Raw genomic sequence first — 19,386 nt, forward strand, 5'->3', positions numbered from 1 at the left:
TTCGTAGGAACACCGAGATCGGACGGTTCGACATCATCAGATGCCGATGTCGAACCGCCCGAGCGTTCTGATCACCGCTGCCATCTGGCCGTAAGCTCCGGTGGCGAGATTTTCCAACAGCGCCAGCTTGATCTCCGGTGCGTCGCGCGTGAGCGCCTGGAAGTGCGCCGTCGACACCACCACGAGATCGACCGGTGTGTCGGCGACCATGTCGAGCAGAAACGGCACCGACATCAGCAGGGGCATCTCACCGAAGCTCATGCCTGGGGAGAGAGTCGTGATGCGGTGCTTGCCACCGTCGGCGGAGACCGCCGTCGACGTCACCTCGCCGCGCAGCATCAGGAACAGGCCCGCCGCCGGATCGCCGTGGCGAACGATCACGTCTCCACGCGCGTAGTGCCGTTTCTCCAGATACGGAGTCACCGCCTCGAACTGGGCGGCGGACAGCCCGGCCAGCAACGGATGCTCGGCAGTGGTGACGACGGTGGGCTGTCGTACACCCACGCAATGACGATCCAGAAGCAGGTTCTCGGCCCACTGGATCGCCGCACCCAGGCTCGAATACGTTCGGCCTGCGGGATCGGCCGGGTCGAGACTCGACGTCGTATGACCCATGATCGCTCTGGGATCCACCAGACCCACCACACAGCCGTGTTCGGCGAGATCTCGACGTAGGTCCTCGAACATGGTGCGAGCGATGTCACTGACTTCGTCCACCCCCCGAACATCGATGACGAGGGCATCCAGTTCACGGTCGAGGTCGCCGATCTCACGGACGGCCGTCTCGGCACCGGAGAACAGCAGATCACCGTGCAGCTCGTACACCCGGGCGCGATCTCCCACGGCGGCCAACGCGGCTTGTTCCACATCGGAGCGCCGTTTACGCGAGGGTGCCTCGGTGACCACGTATCGACGCCGGATCGAGGACTTGGCCGCTCGGGTGACGTGCAGGAAGTGCAGTTCGAGACGGTTCGAGAGCTCTCGGCACGCGGCGACTCCGCGCACGCTGTTGCCGTGGGAATCGAGTCGCGGTGAATAGACGGCAATGCCCATCTGCCCCGGGAGTACTGCCAGGATTCCTCCTCCGACTCCGCTCTTGGCCGGCAGACCCACCCGCGCGACCCAGTCGCCCGCGCCGTCGTACATCCCACACGTCGTCATGACCGACAGCACTCGTTCGACCAGAGCGGGTGCCAGTGCGCGCTCTCGCGTGCGCGGATTGACGCCGTTGTTGGCCATGGTCGCCGCCATCATGGCGAGGTCCGCAGCGGTGACGTCGATCGAACACTGGCGAAAGTACAGATCGACTGCGGCGTCGGGATCGTGGTCGATGATGTCGAACGAACGGAGCATGTAGCCGATGGCGCGGTTGCGATTGCCGGTGCGGGCCTCCGACCGGTAGACGGACTCGTTGAACGTCAGAGACCTCCCCGCATAGCGAGAGTACGAGGCTCGAATGCGCTCGAACCGGTCCTCGGCACTGCGCCCGGAGATCAGTGACGCCGACGTGATGGCGCCGGCATTGATCATCGGGTTGCGCGGTCGCTCGGTGACGGGGTCGAGACTGATCTCGTTGAACGGCTCACCGGACGGTTCGACGTCGATCTTGCTCGCAACGATGTCCAGGCCGCGATCGGCCAGGGCCAATGCATAGGTGAACGGCTTGGAGATCGATTGGATCGTGAAGGGGAGTCGAGTGTCACCGACTTCGTAGAGGTAACCGTCCGTGGTCGTCAGCGCGATACCGAACCCGTCCGGCGTGACGGCGGCGAGCTCGGGAATGTAGTCCGCCACGTGCCCGGACGTGTCGTCGCGGCACAGCTCGTGAACTCGGCGCAGGATGGCATCGACGACGTTGCTCATAGGCCACACTGTAAGTGTGATGTCCGATTCGACACTGCGGAGGTTAGGGGCGGCTGATCCAGGGCACCTGGATGCTCGACGGTACTGTCGGCGTGACGATGCTGGGCGGAGCGGCGAGGAACGCCGACTCCGTAGACTGAAGTTTCTATTCTGTTTCCGGCCGGAGGGAGCGATCTCGTTGGGTGTCCTAGCGCGAATTCAGACGCCCGAGGACTTGCGCGACCTCGGTAGTGCGGAGCTGGCCGAGTTGGCCCGCGAGATCCGCGCGTTTCTGGTCGAGAAGGTGTCCGCCACCGGCGGCCACCTCGGACCCAATCTCGGCGTGGTGGAACTGACTCTGGCGATCCACCGAATCTTCGATTCGCCGCGTGACCCCGTCATCTTCGACACCGGCCACCAGGCGTACGTGCACAAGATGCTCACCGGGCGCACCGGTCTGTTCGACACGCTCCGTAAACAGGGTGGACTGTCGGGCTATCCGTCACGGGTCGAGAGCGAACACGACTGGGTGGAGTCCTCGCACGCGTCGGCGTCGCTCTCCTATGCCGACGGCATGGCCAAGGCGTTCGCACTCAAGGGTGAGACCGACCGCCACGTCGTCGCCGTGGTCGGAGACGGTGCACTCACCGGCGGGATGTGCTGGGAGGCATTGAACAACATTGCCGCCGGTCGGGACCGATCTCTGGTGATCGTCGTCAACGACAACGGTCGCTCGTACGCTCCGACCATCGGTGGTTTGGCCGATCATCTGGCGGCCCTGCGGCTGCAGCCGGGGTACGAGAAGGTGCTGGACAACGGTCGCCGAATCGTGCGTCGCATTCCCGTCGTCGGTCCTACGGCGTACGCGATGCTGCACGGAATGAAGGCCGGGGTAAAGGACGCCATCAGCCCGCAGGTGATGTTCACCGATCTGGGAATCAAGTACCTGGGTCCGGTGGACGGGCACGATCAGCATGCGATGGAATCGGCTCTGCGCCGAGCCAAGGCGTACGGCGGTCCGGTCATCGTCCACGCGGTGACGCGCAAAGGAATGGGTTACGTTCACGCCGAGAACGACGTCGCCGATCAGATGCACGCCACCGGTGTCATCGATCCGTTGACAGGGCTGGCGCGATCGAAGTCGGTACCGGACTGGACCTCGGTGTTCTCGTCGGCGCTGATCGAGCAGGGCGAACAGAACGACGACGTCGTGGCGATCACCGCAGCAATGGCTGCGCCCACAGGTCTCGCCGCGTTCGGGGTTCGGTTCCCCGACCGACTGTTCGACGTCGGTATCGCCGAGCAACACGCGATGACGTCGGCCGCCGGCCTTGCGCTGGGCGGCATGCACCCAGTGGTCGCGATCTACTCCACCTTTCTCAATCGAGCGTTCGACCAGTTGCTGATGGACGTGGCGCTGCTCGGACTCCCGGTCACCGTGGTGCTGGACCGCGCCGGTGTCACCGGTGCCGACGGTGCCAGTCACAACGGCATGTGGGACATGTCTCTCCTCGGCATCATCCCCGGCATGAAGGTAGCGGCACCGCGAGACGCGGAAACGCTGAAGGAAGAACTGGCCGAGGCGATCGCGACGTCCGACGGACCCACTGCGCTGCGCTTTCCCAAGGGCGCAGTGACCGAGGCGGTGCCGGCTGTGCGCAGGCTGGACGGAATCGTCGATGTGTTGGCCGAGCCGGCCGATGCGACGGGTGACGTGTTGATCGTCGCGGTCGGTGTGTTCGGTTCGCTCGCCCTCGACGCTGCGCAGAAGCTTCGGCACGACGGCATCTCGGTTGCCGTCGTGGATCCCCGGTGGGTGCTTCCGATTCCGCAGTCGTTGCTCAAGTTGGCCGAGGACTATCGAATGGTGGTGACCATCGAGGACAGCGGTGTGCACGGCGGAATCGGATCGACGTTGTCGGCCGCGTTGCGCGGTGCAGGCGTCGACACTCCGTGCCGGGATCTCGGTGTGCCGCAACGATTCCTGGACCACGCATCGCGGGAACAGCTACACCACGAACTCGGTCTCACCTGCGAGGACGTCGTGCAGCGGGTCTCGCACTGGGTCAAGAGCCTCTGAGGCTCTCCTCCCGCCGGACGTCCACGCCGTAGAACGCGCGGCGTCCGGCCACCGCGCCCGCGACTGCCATCGGAGCCGTCATCACGAGAAGGAAGAGCACCGACGGCTCCCACCGTTGCGTGGCCGAATGCACCGCGCCGCACACCAACGGGCCGCAGGCTGCCAGTAGGTAGCCGACCGTCTGAGCCATCGAACTCAGCGATGCAGCATCACGTGCCGTCGCGGCCCGCAGGTTCATCAGTGTCATCGCCAGGGACAACTGCCCGCCCTGACCGAGTCCGAGCAACACGGCCCACAGCAGCGCCCAGGAATCTGCAGAGGACAACACCCCCACCAAGCCCACACCAGTGGGCAGCACCACCGCAACGGCCAGAACGCTCTGTCTCGGCAACCTGGTGGCCAGGCTCGGCACCGTCAGCGCCGTCACGACACTGCTGAGCGACAGGGCCGTCAACAGCAGCCCCGCCGCGGCGGCGTCCACTCCACGATCCTGGTAGATCGTGGGCAGCCAGGCGATCATCGAATACGCCATGAGGGACTGCACACCCATGAACGCCGTCACCGCCCACGCGACGGGGGAGCGCAGGACGCCCGAACCGCCGCGCGACCCCACGGCACCGGGCACAGCGGCCGACCCCGCCCTCGCGAACATCCGGGACAACCGCGCCATACACAACGCCGCAATCAACACCGGGACCGCCCACAGCCCGAGCACCCACCGCCAACCACCGTCGAGCGCCTCCGTCAACGGAACCGAGGGCCCCGAAGCAACACCGGCACTGGCACTGATCACAGCCGTCAACACACCGGTCAACAACCCCAGCCGCCGAGCCGACACCGCCGGACTCACGGGTCGTTCCTGCAGGCTCCACTGCTGCCCACCCGGTCGTTCCTGCAGGCTCCACTGCTGCCCACCCGGTCGTTCCTGCAGGCTCCACTCCTGCCCACCCGGTCGTTCCTGCAGGCTCCACTCCTGCTTGTCGGGTCGTTCCTGCAGGCTCCACTCCTGCTTGTCGGGTCGTTCCTGCAGGCTCCACTCCTGCTTGTCGGGTCGTTCCTGCAGGCTCCACTCCTGCTTGTCGGGTCGTTCCTGCAGGCTCCACTCCTGCACGATCACGCGAACCAGAACCGGACCCAACACATTCGCCACCGCAATACCTGCAGCCGCCACGAGGGTTCCAGCCACCAGCACCGGCCAGGACGGCACCGCGCGCACCGCGGTGCCGACAGCGATGAGAATCAAGCATCCGACGAGCACGTGCGTCACCCGCGCACGACGCAACAGACAACCTGCAGCGGCCGCGCACACACCGAGACAGATCACCGGTCCCGTCGTCAACAGCGCCATCGAGACGGAATCGGCAGAATAGAACTCTGCGATATCGGAGGTGAGAGCCGAGGTACTGCCGAACAACAGACGCAGTCCGAGACCGAACAGCACGACGGTGACGACAGCGAACACGATGCGTGAATTCATGGCCTGCTTTCGGCGGCAGAACGACGGATAGTTTCCTTTCCTCACAATGCACCACCGGTCAGGTGAGATGCCTCTCGACCCACCCCGCCGAACTCGACGTCATGGACGAGAGATCGCCGGATGTCGTCCACACCTTCGAGTTCGGCGGTGGGCGATCATCGCGACTGTGCGGCCGCCCAGTCCTCGAACGTCTGCGTACCGTGATCGGCACCGGCGGAAGTAACCAGTGTTCCGTCGCGCATCGCGCGCCCGTAAGCACCCGGAACGGGCACTTCGAGCACGAGTGCCCGCTTACCGATCGCCCGGGCCTGGCCCCGCACCATCTGTGCCATGCGCTCTCGACGCGGACCGCCCAGATCGGCGACGCGGCCGGAAGGCGGCCGCTCGGCCAGGTCGATCAGACGCTCGGCAACTTCGCGGGCGGCGATCGGTTGCGAGAGCATCTTCGGGATGATGCTCACCGGACCGAACGAGGCGCGTGCGCGGATCTGGGCGGCGAATTCGTGGAACTGGGTGGCCCGCAGGATCGTCCACGGCACGGTTCCCGAGCGAACGATTCTCTCCTGCTCGACCTTTCCGGCGTAGTACGACTGTGGGGCCCGGTCGATCCCCACGATGGACAGGGCCAGATGATGACCGACACCCTTCTCGCTCTCGCCCGCGAGCAAATGTCGGGTGACGGTGGAAAAGAATGCCGTGGATTCCTTCGCCGACACCGTCTGCGTCGACGCGACATCGACGACAGCGTCGACGCCGGACAACGCATCGGACAGACCTGTGCCGGTGACGAGATCCACACCGGCCGATCGCGACAGCACGACCACCTCGTGTCCGCGTTCACGTGCAACCTCGACGACATGTGCTCCGACGGTTCCGGTTCCACCGGCTACGGCTAGCTTCATCGCGTATCCACCTGATTCTCGAGAGATGATGCGGACCGCACTGCGCGGCCCTCCACTCTCTGACGACGCAGCCGTGACGAATGTATGGCGGGTGTCAGACCCAGTGCCGGAGTTTGTCCGGATTGAGCACGATCCACACGCTGGAGACCATGCCGTCGACGGTGTCGAACCCGATGACGCCGAACACCGCGCCATTGCGTCGGATCACGATCCCCGACAGGCCGTTGACGGATTCGATCGACCAGTCGAGATCGGTGGACTTGGCTGTGATGCCGCGGACGAAGCGAGCGACTCGATCGGATCCGAGGACGGCATTACGGGCCGCGGATACGTGGCCGCCGCCGTCGCTGATCAAGGTGACGTCGGGCGCGAGCACCGAGACGAGGGATGCGAGGTCCCCGCCTGCGGACGCCGATGCGAACGCCCTCACGACGCGATCGTGCTCGCGGGGATCGGCGACGAAGTGATGACGGGAATGCACGTGAGTTCGTGCGGCAGAGGCGAGTTGGCGGCAGGCGGCCGGGGATCGATCGAGAACGGTCGCGATCTCGTCGAACGGCACGGCGAACGCGTCGTGCAGGACGAATGCGACGCGTTGCGCCGGACCGAGCGTTTCGAGTACGACGAGCAGGGCCAGCGATACCGATTCCTGCTGCGCAACTCGGTCGGCCGGATCCGTGGCACCCTCGGTGGCGTTGGTCTCGACGGGCTCAGGTAGCCACTGACCGACGTAGTTCTCGCGGCGAACACGAGCCGATCCGAGCATGTCGAGGCAGATCCGGCCCACCACTCGGGTGAGCCATGCGGCAGGGACGTCGATGGCGTCGCGTTCGGCGTCGGTGAGTCGGTACCAGCGAACGAGAGCCTCGGATGCGGCGTCTTCGGCGTCGCTGTACGACCCCAACATTCGGTAGCCGATGCCGATCAGCCGGCTGCGTTCGTTGTTCATCGGATCGCACCATAGCGTGACCGAACAATGCCGAGTTCGAGGTTATGGACGAAAATCCGGGAAAAATCCGTCCATAACCTCGAACTCGGCGGGGAAAGCTAGACGCTGGCTACACCGGGGGCGAGGAAGCGCTGACCGGTTGCGGCCTCGGATGCACCGCTGCGGTCCAGGTACGGAGTGATGCCGCCGTTCCAGAATCCGAAGCCTCCACCGAGGAGCAGGCAGAGGTCGATGTCCTCGGCTGCTGCCACGACGCCCTCGTCGAGCATGATCTTGATCTCGTCGGCGATGGCGTTGCGGGTGCGGTCGAGCACCTGCTCGGCGGTGGACGGCGAATCTCCCTGTGGCCACAGGGCAGCCACCTCGGGATCGACGACCTGGCCCTCGGGTCCGTAGGTCCACACACCCGGCTTCTTCGCCTCGACGAGAGCGCGGAAGCCGGCCGAGTCCTTGAACCGATCCGGATAGGCCTCGGCGAGGGTTTCGGCCGTGTGCAGGGCGACGGCCGGTCCGACCAGTGCCAGCAGGGTCAACGGGCTCATCGGCATGCCGAGTTCGCCCACTGCGCCGTCGGCGACATCGAACGGGGTGCCCTCGTCGATCGCGCTGATGATCTCGTTCGACGCGCGCGTGACCAGACGGTTGAAGACGAATCCGGGGAGATCCGCCGACAACACGGCCGACTTCTTGAGGGTCTTGGCCGTCGCGAATGCCGTTGCGAGGGTGGCATCGTCGGTCTTCTCACCCTTGACGACCTCGAGCAGCGGCAGGACCGCGACGGGGTTGAAGAAGTGGAAACCGACGACCCGCTCGGGGTGCTTCAGGTCCGCCGCCATCTTGGTGATCGACAGCGAAGACGTGTTGGTCGCAAGGATCGTTTCGGCAGAGACAAATTCCTCGACCTCGGCGAACACCTTCTTCTTGACGTCGAGGTTCTCGAACACGGCCTCGATGACGAAGTCGGTCTTGGCGAAGGCGGACTTGTCGATCGAGCCGGACACCAACGCCTTCAACCGATTTGCGGCATCGGGGGACAGGCGCTTCTTGCCGAGCAGCTTGTCGATCTCCCCGTGGACGTAGCCGACGCCCTTGTCGATGCGCTCCTGATCGATGTCGGTGAGGATCACCGGCACCTTCAGCTGCCGCACGAACAGCAGCGCGAGCTGGCTGGCCATCAGGCCGGCACCGACGATGCCGACGCCGGAGATCTTGCGCGCCAACGACTTGTCGGGTGCACCGGCAGGCCGCTTCGCGCGCTTCTGAACCAGATCGAAGGCGTACAGCCCGGCGCGGAGCTCGTCCTTGACCAGCAACGTGGACAGGGCCTCGTCCTCGGCCGCGAAAGCCTTGTCGAGCGAGGCAGAGTCGGTGATGTCGGTGCTCTTGGCGAGCTCGAGCAGCTCCACCGCGGCGACGGGGCCGGGGGCGAAGTTGTTCGTCTTGCCCGCGACGATGCCCTTGGCGCGGGCAATGGCGTCGTCCCAGGCCTGCCCGCGGTCGATCTCGGGACGAGCAGGGGTGATCTCGCCCTTGATCACCTGAGCGGCCCATGCGAGAGACTGCTCGAGGAAGTCGGCTCCGCCGAAGAGGGCGTCGGCGATGCCGAGGTCCAGTGCCTGCTGCGGCTTGAGGACGCGGTTCTGGTTCAGTGCGTTCTCGATGACGACGGTGACGGCATTCGAGGCTCCGATGATGTTGGGCAGCAACTGAGTTCCGCCCCATCCCGGTACCAGGCCGAGGAAGGCCTCGGGTAGGCCGAGGGCGGCAGCGTTCTCGGCGACGGTGCGGTAGTGCGAGTGCAGTCCCACTTCGAGGCCGCCGCCGAGTGCGGCACCGTTGATGAAGGCGAACGTCGGAATGTTCGACTCGCGAAGGCGACGGAACACCTTGTGGCCGAGCTGCCCGATCTGCAGCGCCTCGTCCTTGGTCTTGATGTTCGGCACACCGTTGAGGTCGGCACCGACGGCGAAGATGAACGGCTTGCCGGTGACGGCGATGGCCACCGGGTTCGCTGCGAATGCCTCGTCGAGTGCGGCGTCGAACTTGGCCAGTCCGCCGGGACCGAAGGTCGACGGCTTGGTGTGATCGAAGCCGTTGTCGAGTGTCACGAGGGCGATGGAGCCGTCGAGTCCCGGTACGGAGATGATCTTGGTGAACGCGTTCGTGACGACCTCGTCTTCGAACGCGGTGGTGATGTCACTCATTTGGCTGCTCCCGAGTAGTCAGCGTGGTTGGGGTTCTCCCAGATGACGGTGCCGCCCATGCCGAGACCGATGCACATGGTCGTCAGGCCGTAGCGGACGTCGGGCTGCTGAGCGAACTGGCGGCTCAGTTGCGTCATCAGGCGAACGCCGGAGGAGGCGAGGGGGTGGCCGCACGCGATGGCTCCGCCCCACTGGTTGACGCGGGGATCGTCGTCGGCGATGCCGTAGTGCTCGAGGAAGGCGAGGACCTGGATGGCGAAGGCCTCGTTGATCTCGAACAAGCCGATGTCGTCGATGTTCAATCCTGTTCGGCCGAGCAGCTTTTCGGTCGCGGGAACCGGTCCGATGCCCATGACGGCCGGGTCGACGCCTGCGAAGCTGAAGCCGACCATCCGCATGCCGATGTTCAGTCCCAGTTCGTGCGCGGTGTCCTCACCGGCCAGGATGGCGGCGGTGGCACCATCGTTGAGTCCCGCGGCGTTGCCTGCGGTGACGCGACCTGCGGGGCGGAACGGTGTCTTGAGCTTGGCGAGATCGTCGACGGTGGTGCCGGGGCGAGGCGGCTCGTCCTCGGTGGCCAGGCCCCACCCGGCGGCGGACTTGGTGGCGACGGGCACGAGGGTGTCGGCGATGAAGCCGGCCTTCTTGGCGGCGTCGTACTTGTTCTGGCTCGCGACGGCGTAGGCGTCGGTGCGGTCCTTGGTGATGCTCGGGAACCGGTCGTGCAGGTTCTCGGCGGTGTTACCCATCACCAGCGCGCTGGGATCGACGAGTTTGTCGGCGAGGAAGCGCGGGTTGGGGTCGACGCCTTCACCCATCGGGTGGCGGCCCATGTGTTCGACGCCACCGGCGATGACGACGTCGTACTGGCCGAAGCCGATGCCCGATCCGGTGGTGGTCACCGAGGTCATCGCGCCTGCGCACATGCGGTCGATCGCGAAGCCGGGGACGCTGCGGGGGAGTCCGGCCAGCAACGCGGACGTACGGCCGATCGTCAGGCCCTGGTCACCGGTCTGCGTGGTCGCGGCGATCGCGACCTCGTCGATGCGCTCGGGAGGGAGGTTGGGGTTCTTGCGAAGAAGTTCGCGGATGGCCTTGACGACGAGGTCGTCGGCGCGAGTGTCGGCGTACATGCCCTTGGGGCCTGCCTTGCCGAACGGGGTACGGATGCCGTCGACGAAGACAACATTCCTTTGTGAGCTGGTGGACGCGGGTACAGACACGCTTTTCGATCCTCCCGACAGATGCGGACGACTCGCCCGGGTGCCCGGACGCGCCCCTACTGTAGCCGGTATTACCCGTCGGTAACTTGAGAAGGGTGCAGTGCTTCGGTCAGTACCGGCACCACCACCGTGCGCTGCCAGGGCCGAGCACCTCCCTCGACCAGTCGCGCGTCGATCAGCTCGGCCGGGTCGACGGCGGGGTCGGCCGGTGTTCGCCAATCCCACACCAGTCGACGCAACAGATCGGGCATCAGCAGATTCTCGACCGGAACCGACACCGATTCGCTGAGCTCGGTCATCGCCGCTCGGACGTCGGCGAGTCGGGCAGCCGCGTCGGGATCGCGGCGGGCCCATCGATTGACCGGAGGTGGACCGTCGAAAGAGGCTGCCATCGAAGGCAACTCGGAGGTCGGCAGTGCCCGCGCGCGAGTCAGCGCCGTGGCCCACAATCGGGACGATCTGCGCTGACGGGGACCGCCGAAGACCGGAAGTTGCTCGAGCTCTCGCGAGGTTTTCGGGTCCGCTGTTGCCGCCGCCACGATGGCCGAGTCGGGCAACACTCGGCTCGGCGCCACATCACGCTTGGCCGCCAATTCGTCTCGCGTGGTCCACAGTTCGCGAACGGCAGCGAGGGTGCGGGGAGACTTGATCGCATGGATCCCCGATGTCCGACGCCATCTGTCGGTCTTGGGTTTGGGCGGCCCGAGAGTGAGGATGTGGGCGAATTCCTGTGCTGCCCAGTCGGTCTTGTCCTGCCGGTCGAGCTCCTCGGCCATCGCGTCGCGCAATTCGAGAAGAACCTCGACGTCGAGTGCCGCGTAGTTGAGCCAGGTGTCGGGCAGGGGCCGGGTGGACCAGTCGGCGGCCCCGTGGCCCTTCTGCAGGGCCAGTCCGAGGGTGCGTTCGACGATGGCACCGAGTCCGACTCGATCGAATCCGGCGAGGCGTCCTGCCAGTTCGGTGTCGTAGAGCGTGGCGGGTACCAGGCCGAGTTCGGCGAGTCCCGGCAGGTCCTGATCGGCGGAGTGCAGTACCCATTCGAGCGGGTTGATCACCTCGGCGAGCGGAGCGAGGTCGCCGGAGACCGGGATCGGATCGAGCAGAACGGTGCCTGCGCCGCGGCGACGAAATTGCAGCAGGTAGGCGCGTTGGGAGTAGCGGAAGCCGGAGGCGCGTTCGGCGTCGACGGCGAGGGGGCCGTGACCCGCTGCGAGCAGGGCGGCAGCCGCGCGCACGGCGTCCGGCGTGTCGACCACGTCGGGTACGCCGTCAGCCGGGGCCAGTAGCGGAACGGCGACAGGCACGTTCGCCTCGTCGTCCGGCGTGGTCTCGGGAGAACTCTCGGCTGACATGAGAAGTGACTCTAGGCCCTGCGGGTGGGAGGGCCGCCCACTATGTCCGGCTGGAACTGCGCTGGCCGAGGGTGGTGATGCCCGCGGGCGGTAATCCGGCCGCGTAGGCGAGCACCTCGCAGAACGCCTCGACGTGCGTCGAGAGGTCCTCGGACGTCGCCGTCCACGAAGCGCGAAGTTCGAGCTGATGAGCCTTGGGTGGCCCGGCAATGTCGCCGTAGCGCACGGAGCTGGTGGAGGTGACCGTGCCACCCAGGGCGTTCAGGGGCTCCGACCGTGACTCAAGTGCGTCGACCAACCAGCTCCAGCCGACCTCGGGGAGCAGAGGATCGTCGGCGAGGGATTCGTCCACGTCCGCCTGGATGTAGGCGACCAGCCGCAGGGTGCCGTTCCAGGCTTCTGCGCCGTCGGGGTCGTACAGAAGGATGAGACGACCGAATGCGTCGCCGTCGCTCTGTTCCTCGACCTGCTCGGACTCGGCGTGTTTGACCTCGGCCCCGATTGCGTAACTGTAGGGAGCGAGGCGTTGCGGCGGCCTGATCGGACCGATTTCGATCGCCGGGTGTACCTGAGCCCGATGCATCGCGTCGATGGCGGCGCGGAAAGGCGCAGGTTCGGCGGTTGATCGGGGTTCGGTCACGTCATCGGACGTTAGACGCGTCACGTTGCCGTGCGACGGAGGCGCGCCGAGTCGTGATCGAACTGCGGCGGGTGTGTCGCCCTTGGTGGCGGTTGTACTTCTCACACGTGGCAGCATGGACGTCGATGAACGCCGAACCGCACGCCGCCGCCCCCGCCCGCCGAGAACTCCCGGACGCGCCGTTCCTCGCCGCGATCGCAGGTCGAGCTCCCTCGCGTCGGCCGGTGTGGTTCATGCGGCAGGCCGGTAGGTCACTGCCCGAGTACCGCAAGATTCGTGCAGGCATCGGCATGTTGGATTCGTGCTTCCGTCCTGACCTCGTGGCCGAGATCACCCTGCAACCCGTCCGTCGGCACGACGTCGACGCGGCAATCCTGTTCTCGGACATCGTCGTCCCGCTCAAGGCCGCCGGCATAGACCTCGACATCGTCGCCGGTACCGGACCGGTCGTCGCGCAGCCTGTACGGTCGGCTGCCGACGTCGCCGCGTTGCCGATTCTGACCCCCGACCAGGTGGAGCCGGTGGCCGATGCGGTGCGGATCCTCACCCGAGAACTCGGTGGTACGCCGCTCATCGGCTTCGCGGGCGCGCCCTTCACGCTCGCGTCGTATCTGGTCGAGGGCGGTCCGAGTCGAAATCACGAGAAGACCAAAGCGCTGATGCGGTCCGATCCGGCGACGTGGCACGCGCTGCTCGACGCACTGGCCACCACCACGATCACGTTCCTGCAGGCTCAGCTCGCTGCAGGCGTCGACGCAGTGCAGGTGTTCGACTCCTGGGCGGGTGCGCTGTCCCTCGCCGACTATCGCGAGTACGTGCTGCCGCACTCGACGCGAGTGTTCGACGCCGTGTCCTCGGCCGGTGTACCGAAGATCCACTTCGGCGTCGGAACCGGAGAACTGCTCGGGGCGATGGGTGAGGCCGGGGCCGACGTCGTCGGCGTCGACTGGCGGATCCCACTCGACGACGCCGTGCACCGCGTCGGCGGCGGCAAAGCCCTCCAGGGCAATCTCGATCCAGCGGTGCTGTTCGCCGGCTGGGATGCCGTGGAGACGGAAGTTCGACGCATCGCCGCCGAGGGAGACCGCGCGGTGGCGGCCGGAGCGCGCGGACATGTGTTCAACCTCGGACACGGAGTGCTGCCCGATACCGATCCCGAGATTCTGACGCGCGTGGTGTCGCTGGTGCATTCGTTGTGACCGTCCGGCGGTACGCCGTGATCGGCGGCGGAATTTCCGGCCTCGTCGCGGCGTATCGCCTTCGGCAGTCCTGCGGGCCGGATGCCGAGATCACTCTCGTCGAGAGCTCGTCCCGCATCGGCGGCACGCTGCGCACCACCACAGTCGGCACGGACTCGCTCGACGTCGGTGCGGAAGCCTTCATCGGTCGACGGCCGGAGGTGCCGGCACTGCTCGCCGAGTTGGGCCTGTCGGATCAACTGGTGTACCCGGCGCCGGTGCGTCCGCTCGTTTTCTCCGGCGGTCGAACACACGCACTTCCGCTCGGCACCCTGATGGGTATCCCGTCCTCTGCCGACTCGGTACGGGATCTGGTGGACCCCCAAGACCTGCACCTCATCGAGACCGAGACCGCGCGGCCCTTCGCATGGACCGCGGGTTCGGACGTGAGTGTGGCCGATCTCGTAGGCACCAGATTCGGCTCTCAGGTGGTCAGCCGTTCGGTCGATCCACTGCTCGGCGGTGTGTACTCCGGTTCGTCGAGCTCCATCGGCGTCCGCGCGGCACTGCCCACGTTGGCTGCCGCGTTGGACGGCGGCGCGGCGAACCTGACCGAGGCAGTGCTGACAGCATTGCCCACCCCGTCGCCCGGACCGGTGTTCGGCGGCCTGCGCGACGGTTATGCGGTACTGCTCGACGCCCTTGTCGCCGCGACCGATGCCAGAACGGTTGTCGGAGCACACGTGGGGCGAATAGGCCGCGAATCCGATGGGTGGTTCGTCGATGGCGTCGGACTCGTCGACGGAGTGGTGCTGGCGGTCCCGGCGCCGATTCTCGGTCGGCTGATCGCGGAGGTGGCACCAGCGGCGTCGCAGGCCGCGCGGGATATCGAACTTGCATCGTCGGTCGTCGTCGCGCTCGCTTTCCCCAAGACGACGGAGCTGCCGCAGAACTCGGGAATCCTGGTGGCCACGGACGCAGGCCTGGACGTCAAGGCCTTCACCCTGTCGAGCCGCAAATGGCCGCACCTCGGGGAGCGTGGTGCGGTACTGCTGCGGGCCTCGCTCGGCCGCTTCGGCGACTACACGGCCTCGGACCGATCCGACGAGGACACGATCGCGATCGCGCTCGCGGACCTCGAAACGGTGTCGAGCGTCGATGCACGTCCGCTGGCGGCAACCGTGCAGCGATGGCCGGGAGGCCTGCCGCAGTACGCGCCGGGGCACCTCGATCGCGTTGCTGCCATCGAGGCCGGAGTTGCCGACCTACCCGGCCTCGAGGTCACGGGAGCCTGGCAGCGCGGCGTCGGGGTGCCCGCGTGTATTGCGTCCGCCACCACCGCTGCCGCCCGTGTGATCGAAGTGGCACGATAGGGCCATGGCACGCCTCGATTACTCAGCGCTCAACTCGACTCTCCGCTATCTGATGTTCTCGGTCTACAAGGTCACGCCCGGGGTTCTGGGCGAGGATCGGGCCGAGGCCGCCAAGGAGGCGAAAGTCTTCTTCGAAAGTCGGGAAGACAAGGGTGTAGCGGTGCGTGGGGTCTACGACATCGCCGGTATGCGTGCCGACGCCGACTTCATGGTGTGGACGCACGCCGAACGCATCGAGGACCTCCAGGCGACATACTCCGACTTCCGGCGCACCACCGCACTGGGCAAGGCGAGCACTCCGGTCTGGAGCAACACCGCCCTCCATCGCCCGGCCGAGTTCAACAAGAGCCACGTCCCGGCCTTCATCGCGGGTGAGGATCCGGGCGCGTACATCTGTGTCTACCCGTTCGTCCGGTCGATCGACTGGTACCTGCTGCCCGACGAGGAGCGTCGGACGATGCTCGCCGACCACGGCATGGCGGCTCGCGGCTACAAGGACGTACGCGCGAACACCGTGCCGTCGTTCGCGCTCGGCGACTACGAATGGATCCTGGCCTTCGAGGCCCCGGAACTCGATCGCATCGTGGACCTGATGCGTGACCTGCGGGCCACCGAGGCGAGGCGACACGTGCGCGAGGAGACCCCGTTCTTCACCGGCCCTCGGGTCGAGGTGGACGCGCTCGTCGAATCCCTGCCGTGACGACGACGGGCACCCCCACCATCGACGCCGTCCTGTTCGATTTCTCGGGCACGCTGTTCCGGCTGGAGGAGCACCCGACCTGGTTCGACGGCATCCACGATGCAGACGGCACTCCGGTCGACGGAGCAGGAGCCGCGGAACTGATGCGGCGCATGACGGCACCGGTGGGGGAGACGGTCGAGTTCGACGACGCGACGCGTCATGCCTGGCGCCACCGAGACCTCGACCCAGCCCTGCACCGACAGGCGTATCTGCACGTGCTCGCGCAGTCCGGGGTCACCGATCCGCAGCAGGCCGAGTCGGTGTACGGACGCGTGATCGACGCAGACTCGTGGACGCCGTATCCGGACACCGAGGCGGTGCTGAAAAGGCTTGCGCGCGAATCGGTTCGGGTGGGGGTGCTGAGCAATATCGCATTCGACATCCGTCCTGCCTTCGTCGATCGCGATCTCGATCGGTACGTGGATCACTTCGTGCTGTCGTTCGAGGTCGGGCACGTCAAGCCGCAGCCGGAGATCTTTCGACACGCGGTCCAGGCCCTTGGTGTCGATCCCGCACGCACGCTGATGGTGGGCGACAGCGCCGAGGCCGACGGTGCCGCGCGGGACATCGGGTGCCACTTCGCGCTCGTCGATCCGGTGCCGACGTCGGAACGCCCTGACGCTCTGCTGAAGGCGCTGCGCGAGTTCGGAATTCGATGACCCGAGTAGCCGGTGCCCAGCACATGGGCCACTGGGGCATGTTTCGTGCCGAGTCGGACGGCCGCGATGTCACCGCGGTCCATCCCGAGGTGACCGACAGTAATCCCTCCCCGGTGTTGGGCAACCTCGTCGGGTCGGTGACCCATCGATCCCGCGTCACCGCACCGTCGGTGCGCAGGGGCTGGCTCGAGCACGGGCCGGGTCCGACCGACAAGCGTGGCAGCGACGAGTTCGTCGAGGTCTCGTGGGGCGAGCTGACGGACGTACTGTCGAACGAATTACGCAGAGTAGTAGAAACATTCGGTAACAACGCCATCTACGGCGGGTCGTACGGGTGGGCGAGCGCCGGACGCTTCCATCACGCGCAGAGTCAGGTGCATCGCTTTCTGAACTGCATCGGCGGTTACACACGATCGGTGCACAGCTACTCACTGGGTGCGACCGGTGTCATCATGCCGCACGTCCTCGGTGCGCACTGGAAGATGTTCTCGCGCTCCACGTCCTGGAACGTGATTGCCGCACACACCGAATTGCTGGTGGCGTTCGGCGGAGTCCCGGTGAAGAACACCGGTATCAATCACGGTGGCACCTCGGATCATCCGACGGTCGACTCGCTCGACGCGATGCGCGCCCGGGGTGGGCAGATCGTCACCGTGAGTCCGCTACGAAACGACATGAGTGGCGACGCTCGATGGATCGCCCCGCGACCCGGCACCGACGTAGCGATGATGCTGGCGCTCGCATTCGTGCTCGCCGACGAAAAGCTGCACGACCCAGCGTTTCTGGAGAAGTACTGCGAGGGCTATCCGGAGTTCGAGCGGTACCTGCTCGGCATCACGGACGGCACACCCAAGACCCCGCAGTGGGCGTCGACGATCTGCGGCATCGAGGCTGCGGAGATCGCGGATCTCGCGCGGGAGATGGCGTCGAAACGCACGATGGTGACGGTCACGTGGTCACTGCAACGGACGCAGCACGGCGAGCAGGCCCCGTGGATGGGCATCACGCTGGCATCGATGTTGGGTCGGATCGGCGTGCCCGGTGGGGGATTCGGACACGGCTACGGCTCGATGAACGAGCCCGGGTTGGCCCCGGTGCCGTATCCCTTACCGACCCTGCCACAGGGAATCAATCCGGTGCCCGATTTGATCCCGGTGGCCGCGGTCTCGGACATGTTGCTCGATCCCGGTGGTGAATTCGATTACAACGGTGAGCGATTGACCTATCCGGACATCAAGGTCGTCTACTGGGCCGGCGGCAATCCGTTCCACCATCACCAGGATCTCGGACGGCTGCGTCGCGCTCTCGGTAGACCCGACACCGTCGTCGTACACGATCCCTACTGGACACCGATGGCCAAGCACGCCGACATCGTCGTACCGTCGACCACGTCGTTGGAACGGTCGGACTTGAGCTGCACGCGCAACGATCCGTTGCTTGTCGCGATGGAACCGGCCGTGGCCCGCTTCGCAGATTCGCGAGACGACTACGACACCTTCGCCGAGCTGGCGGCGAAACTCGGTGTGGGTGAGCAGTTCACCGAGGGACGTAGCTCGCAGCAATGGCTGGAGCATCTGTACGGGCAGTGGCGCGGATATCTACGCGCAGGCGGCGTCGATACGCCGGAGTACGAAAATTTCCGGCGCGAGGGGTCGTTTCGGATGCAGACCGAGGACGATCTGACGTTCCTCCAAGATTTTCGATCCGACCCGGCGCGGAACGCCCTGCGCACCCCGAGCGGCAAGATCGAGATCTTCTCGGCAACGGTTGCGAGCTTCGACTACGACGATTGCCGTGGGCATCCGATGTGGTTCGAGCCGCAGGAATGGCTCGGCGGACCACGCGCCCAACAGTTTCCGTTGCACCTGATCGCCAATCAGCCGCGCACCAGGCTGCACAGTCAGCTCGATCACGGTGCGGTGAGCCGCAACTCGAAGATTCAGGGCCGCGAGCCCGTACGCATGCACCCGTCTGCGGCCGCGGCCAGGGGAGTATCGGACGGGGACGTCGTGCGGGTGTTCAACGACCGCGGCTCGTGCCTGGCCGGTGTGATCGTCGACGACGCGATGCTGGATTCGGTCGTTCAGCTGTCCACCGGGGCCTGGTACGACCCTGAAGATCCGGCCGATCCCGATTCGATGTGCAAGCACGGCAGCGTGAATGTGCTCACCGCAGACGAGGGATCGTCGGCGCTCGCACGTGGGTGCACCGGCCAACACGTGTTGGTGGAGATCGAACGCTACGACGAGCCGTTGCCGCCGATCACAGCGTTCGATCCACCTGTGCGGACAAAGGTCAGAACACGACCCGAGAGATGATCTCGGCGACGAGCGCGGGCTTGTCCTCGCCCTCGATCTGCAACGTTCCCGCCGTCACCAGCTGTAGTGCTCCACCGGATACTTCCTCGGCGGAGACGAGGGTGGTCTGCAGGCGCACGTGGGCTCCGACCTTCACCGGGTTGATGAAGCGAACCTTGTTGGAGCCGTAGTTGATTCCGAGCTTGGTGTTCTCGATCGTGTAGATCTGCCAGTTGAGCATCGACACCAGGGACAGGCTCAGGAATCCGTGTGCGATCGGTGCGCCGAACGGGCTTTCCTTCTTCGCCCGTTCGACGTCCACGTGGATCCACTGATGATCGCCGGTGGCGTCGGCGAAAGTGTTCACCCGTTCCTGGGTGATCTGCAGCCAATCGCTGGTACCGAGGTCTTCGCCGACGGCGGCCTTGATCTGCTCTGGTGAGGTGAAAGTGCGCATGCTCACAGTAT

Annotated in this window: 15 protein-coding genes; 6 read left to right on the forward strand and 9 right to left on the reverse strand. The window is 65.9% G+C overall.

The features are described from left to right. Positions 1–36 precede the first annotated feature (36 nt). Positions 37–1,863, reverse strand: a complete 1,827-nt coding sequence (gene glsA, locus MTX34_RS11360; protein WP_243609524.1) for a glutaminase A — start codon at positions 1,861–1,863, stop codon at positions 37–39. A gap of 178 nt (positions 1,864–2,041) precedes the next feature. On the opposite strand from glsA, the gene dxs reads away from it, so the two are divergent. Continuing rightward, a complete protein-coding gene (gene dxs, locus MTX34_RS11365) occupies positions 2,042–3,922 on the forward strand; it encodes a 1-deoxy-D-xylulose-5-phosphate synthase (protein WP_243609525.1) in 1,881 nt (626 codons plus the stop codon). Here dxs and MTX34_RS11370 read toward each other — a convergent pair. From MTX34_RS11370 to MTX34_RS11400, 7 genes are all read right to left on the reverse strand, one after another. After that, a complete protein-coding gene (locus tag MTX34_RS11370) occupies positions 3,909–5,399 on the reverse strand; it encodes an MFS transporter (RefSeq protein WP_243609526.1) in 1,491 nt (496 codons plus the stop codon). The genes dxs and MTX34_RS11370 overlap by 14 nt on opposite strands. A 155-nt stretch (positions 5,400–5,554) precedes the next feature. Further along, a complete protein-coding gene (locus MTX34_RS11375) occupies positions 5,555–6,301 on the reverse strand; it encodes an SDR family oxidoreductase (protein ID WP_243609527.1) in 747 nt (248 codons plus the stop codon). A 94-nt stretch (positions 6,302–6,395) separates the two neighbouring features. Then, the gene (sigJ, locus tag MTX34_RS11380; RefSeq protein ID WP_243609528.1) at positions 6,396–7,250 is read right to left on the reverse strand and encodes an RNA polymerase sigma factor SigJ; all 855 of its coding nucleotides are present in this window, start codon (positions 7,248–7,250) and stop codon (positions 6,396–6,398) included. A 98-nt stretch (positions 7,251–7,348) separates the two neighbouring features. Next, positions 7,349–9,454 carry a 3-hydroxyacyl-CoA dehydrogenase NAD-binding domain-containing protein gene (locus MTX34_RS11385; protein WP_243609529.1) on the reverse strand — a complete coding sequence of 702 codons (2,106 nt, stop codon included), beginning with the start codon at positions 9,452–9,454 and terminating at the stop codon, positions 7,349–7,351. Beyond that, positions 9,451–10,677 carry a thiolase family protein gene (locus MTX34_RS11390; protein ID WP_243609530.1) on the reverse strand — a complete coding sequence of 409 codons (1,227 nt, stop codon included), beginning with the start codon at positions 10,675–10,677 and terminating at the stop codon, positions 9,451–9,453. The genes MTX34_RS11385 and MTX34_RS11390 overlap by 4 nt, the downstream gene beginning before the upstream one ends. 71 nt (positions 10,678–10,748) lie before the next feature. Further along, complete coding sequence (locus tag MTX34_RS11395) at positions 10,749–12,029, reverse strand: ribonuclease D (RefSeq protein ID WP_243609531.1); 1,281 nt, start codon at positions 12,027–12,029, stop codon at positions 10,749–10,751. Positions 12,030–12,069: 40 nt separating this feature from the next. Beyond that, positions 12,070–12,669, reverse strand: a complete 600-nt coding sequence (locus MTX34_RS11400; RefSeq protein ID WP_243593603.1) for a DUF3000 domain-containing protein — start codon at positions 12,667–12,669, stop codon at positions 12,070–12,072. Between the two features lie 125 nt (positions 12,670–12,794). Between MTX34_RS11400 and hemE the strand changes: the two genes are divergently transcribed. Genes hemE through MTX34_RS11425 form a run of 5 tightly spaced genes read left to right on the forward strand, consistent with a single transcriptional unit; the run spans position 12,795 to position 18,939 of the window. Beyond that, the gene (hemE, locus tag MTX34_RS11405; protein ID WP_243609532.1) at positions 12,795–13,868 is read left to right on the forward strand and encodes a uroporphyrinogen decarboxylase; all 1,074 of its coding nucleotides are present in this window, start codon (positions 12,795–12,797) and stop codon (positions 13,866–13,868) included. Continuing rightward, the gene (locus tag MTX34_RS11410; protein ID WP_243609533.1) at positions 13,865–15,220 is read left to right on the forward strand and encodes a protoporphyrinogen oxidase; all 1,356 of its coding nucleotides are present in this window, start codon (positions 13,865–13,867) and stop codon (positions 15,218–15,220) included. Before hemE ends, MTX34_RS11410 begins: the two co-directional genes overlap by 4 nt. A gap of 4 nt (positions 15,221–15,224) precedes the next feature. Continuing rightward, positions 15,225–15,920 (forward strand): hydrogen peroxide-dependent heme synthase, encoded by a 696-nt coding sequence (hemQ, locus tag MTX34_RS11415; RefSeq protein WP_243609534.1) that lies wholly within the window; start codon positions 15,225–15,227, stop codon positions 15,918–15,920. Continuing rightward, positions 15,917–16,621 carry an HAD family hydrolase gene (locus tag MTX34_RS11420; protein WP_243593184.1) on the forward strand — a complete coding sequence of 235 codons (705 nt, stop codon included), beginning with the start codon at positions 15,917–15,919 and terminating at the stop codon, positions 16,619–16,621. The genes hemQ and MTX34_RS11420 overlap by 4 nt, the downstream gene beginning before the upstream one ends. Next, positions 16,618–18,939: a molybdopterin-dependent oxidoreductase gene (locus tag MTX34_RS11425; protein ID WP_243609535.1), complete on the forward strand. Its 2,322-nt coding sequence runs from the start codon at positions 16,618–16,620 to the stop codon at positions 18,937–18,939. The genes MTX34_RS11420 and MTX34_RS11425 overlap by 4 nt, the downstream gene beginning before the upstream one ends. Here the strand turns inward: MTX34_RS11425 and MTX34_RS11430 are convergent. Then, positions 18,917–19,375 (reverse strand): MaoC family dehydratase, encoded by a 459-nt coding sequence (locus tag MTX34_RS11430; RefSeq protein ID WP_183130156.1) that lies wholly within the window; start codon positions 19,373–19,375, stop codon positions 18,917–18,919. The genes MTX34_RS11425 and MTX34_RS11430 overlap by 23 nt on opposite strands. Positions 19,376–19,386 lie beyond the last annotated feature (11 nt).

Source organism: Rhodococcus sp. ARC_M5, assembly GCF_022810405.1.
Lineage (GTDB): Bacteria > Actinomycetota > Actinomycetes > Mycobacteriales > Mycobacteriaceae > Rhodococcoides > Rhodococcoides navarretei.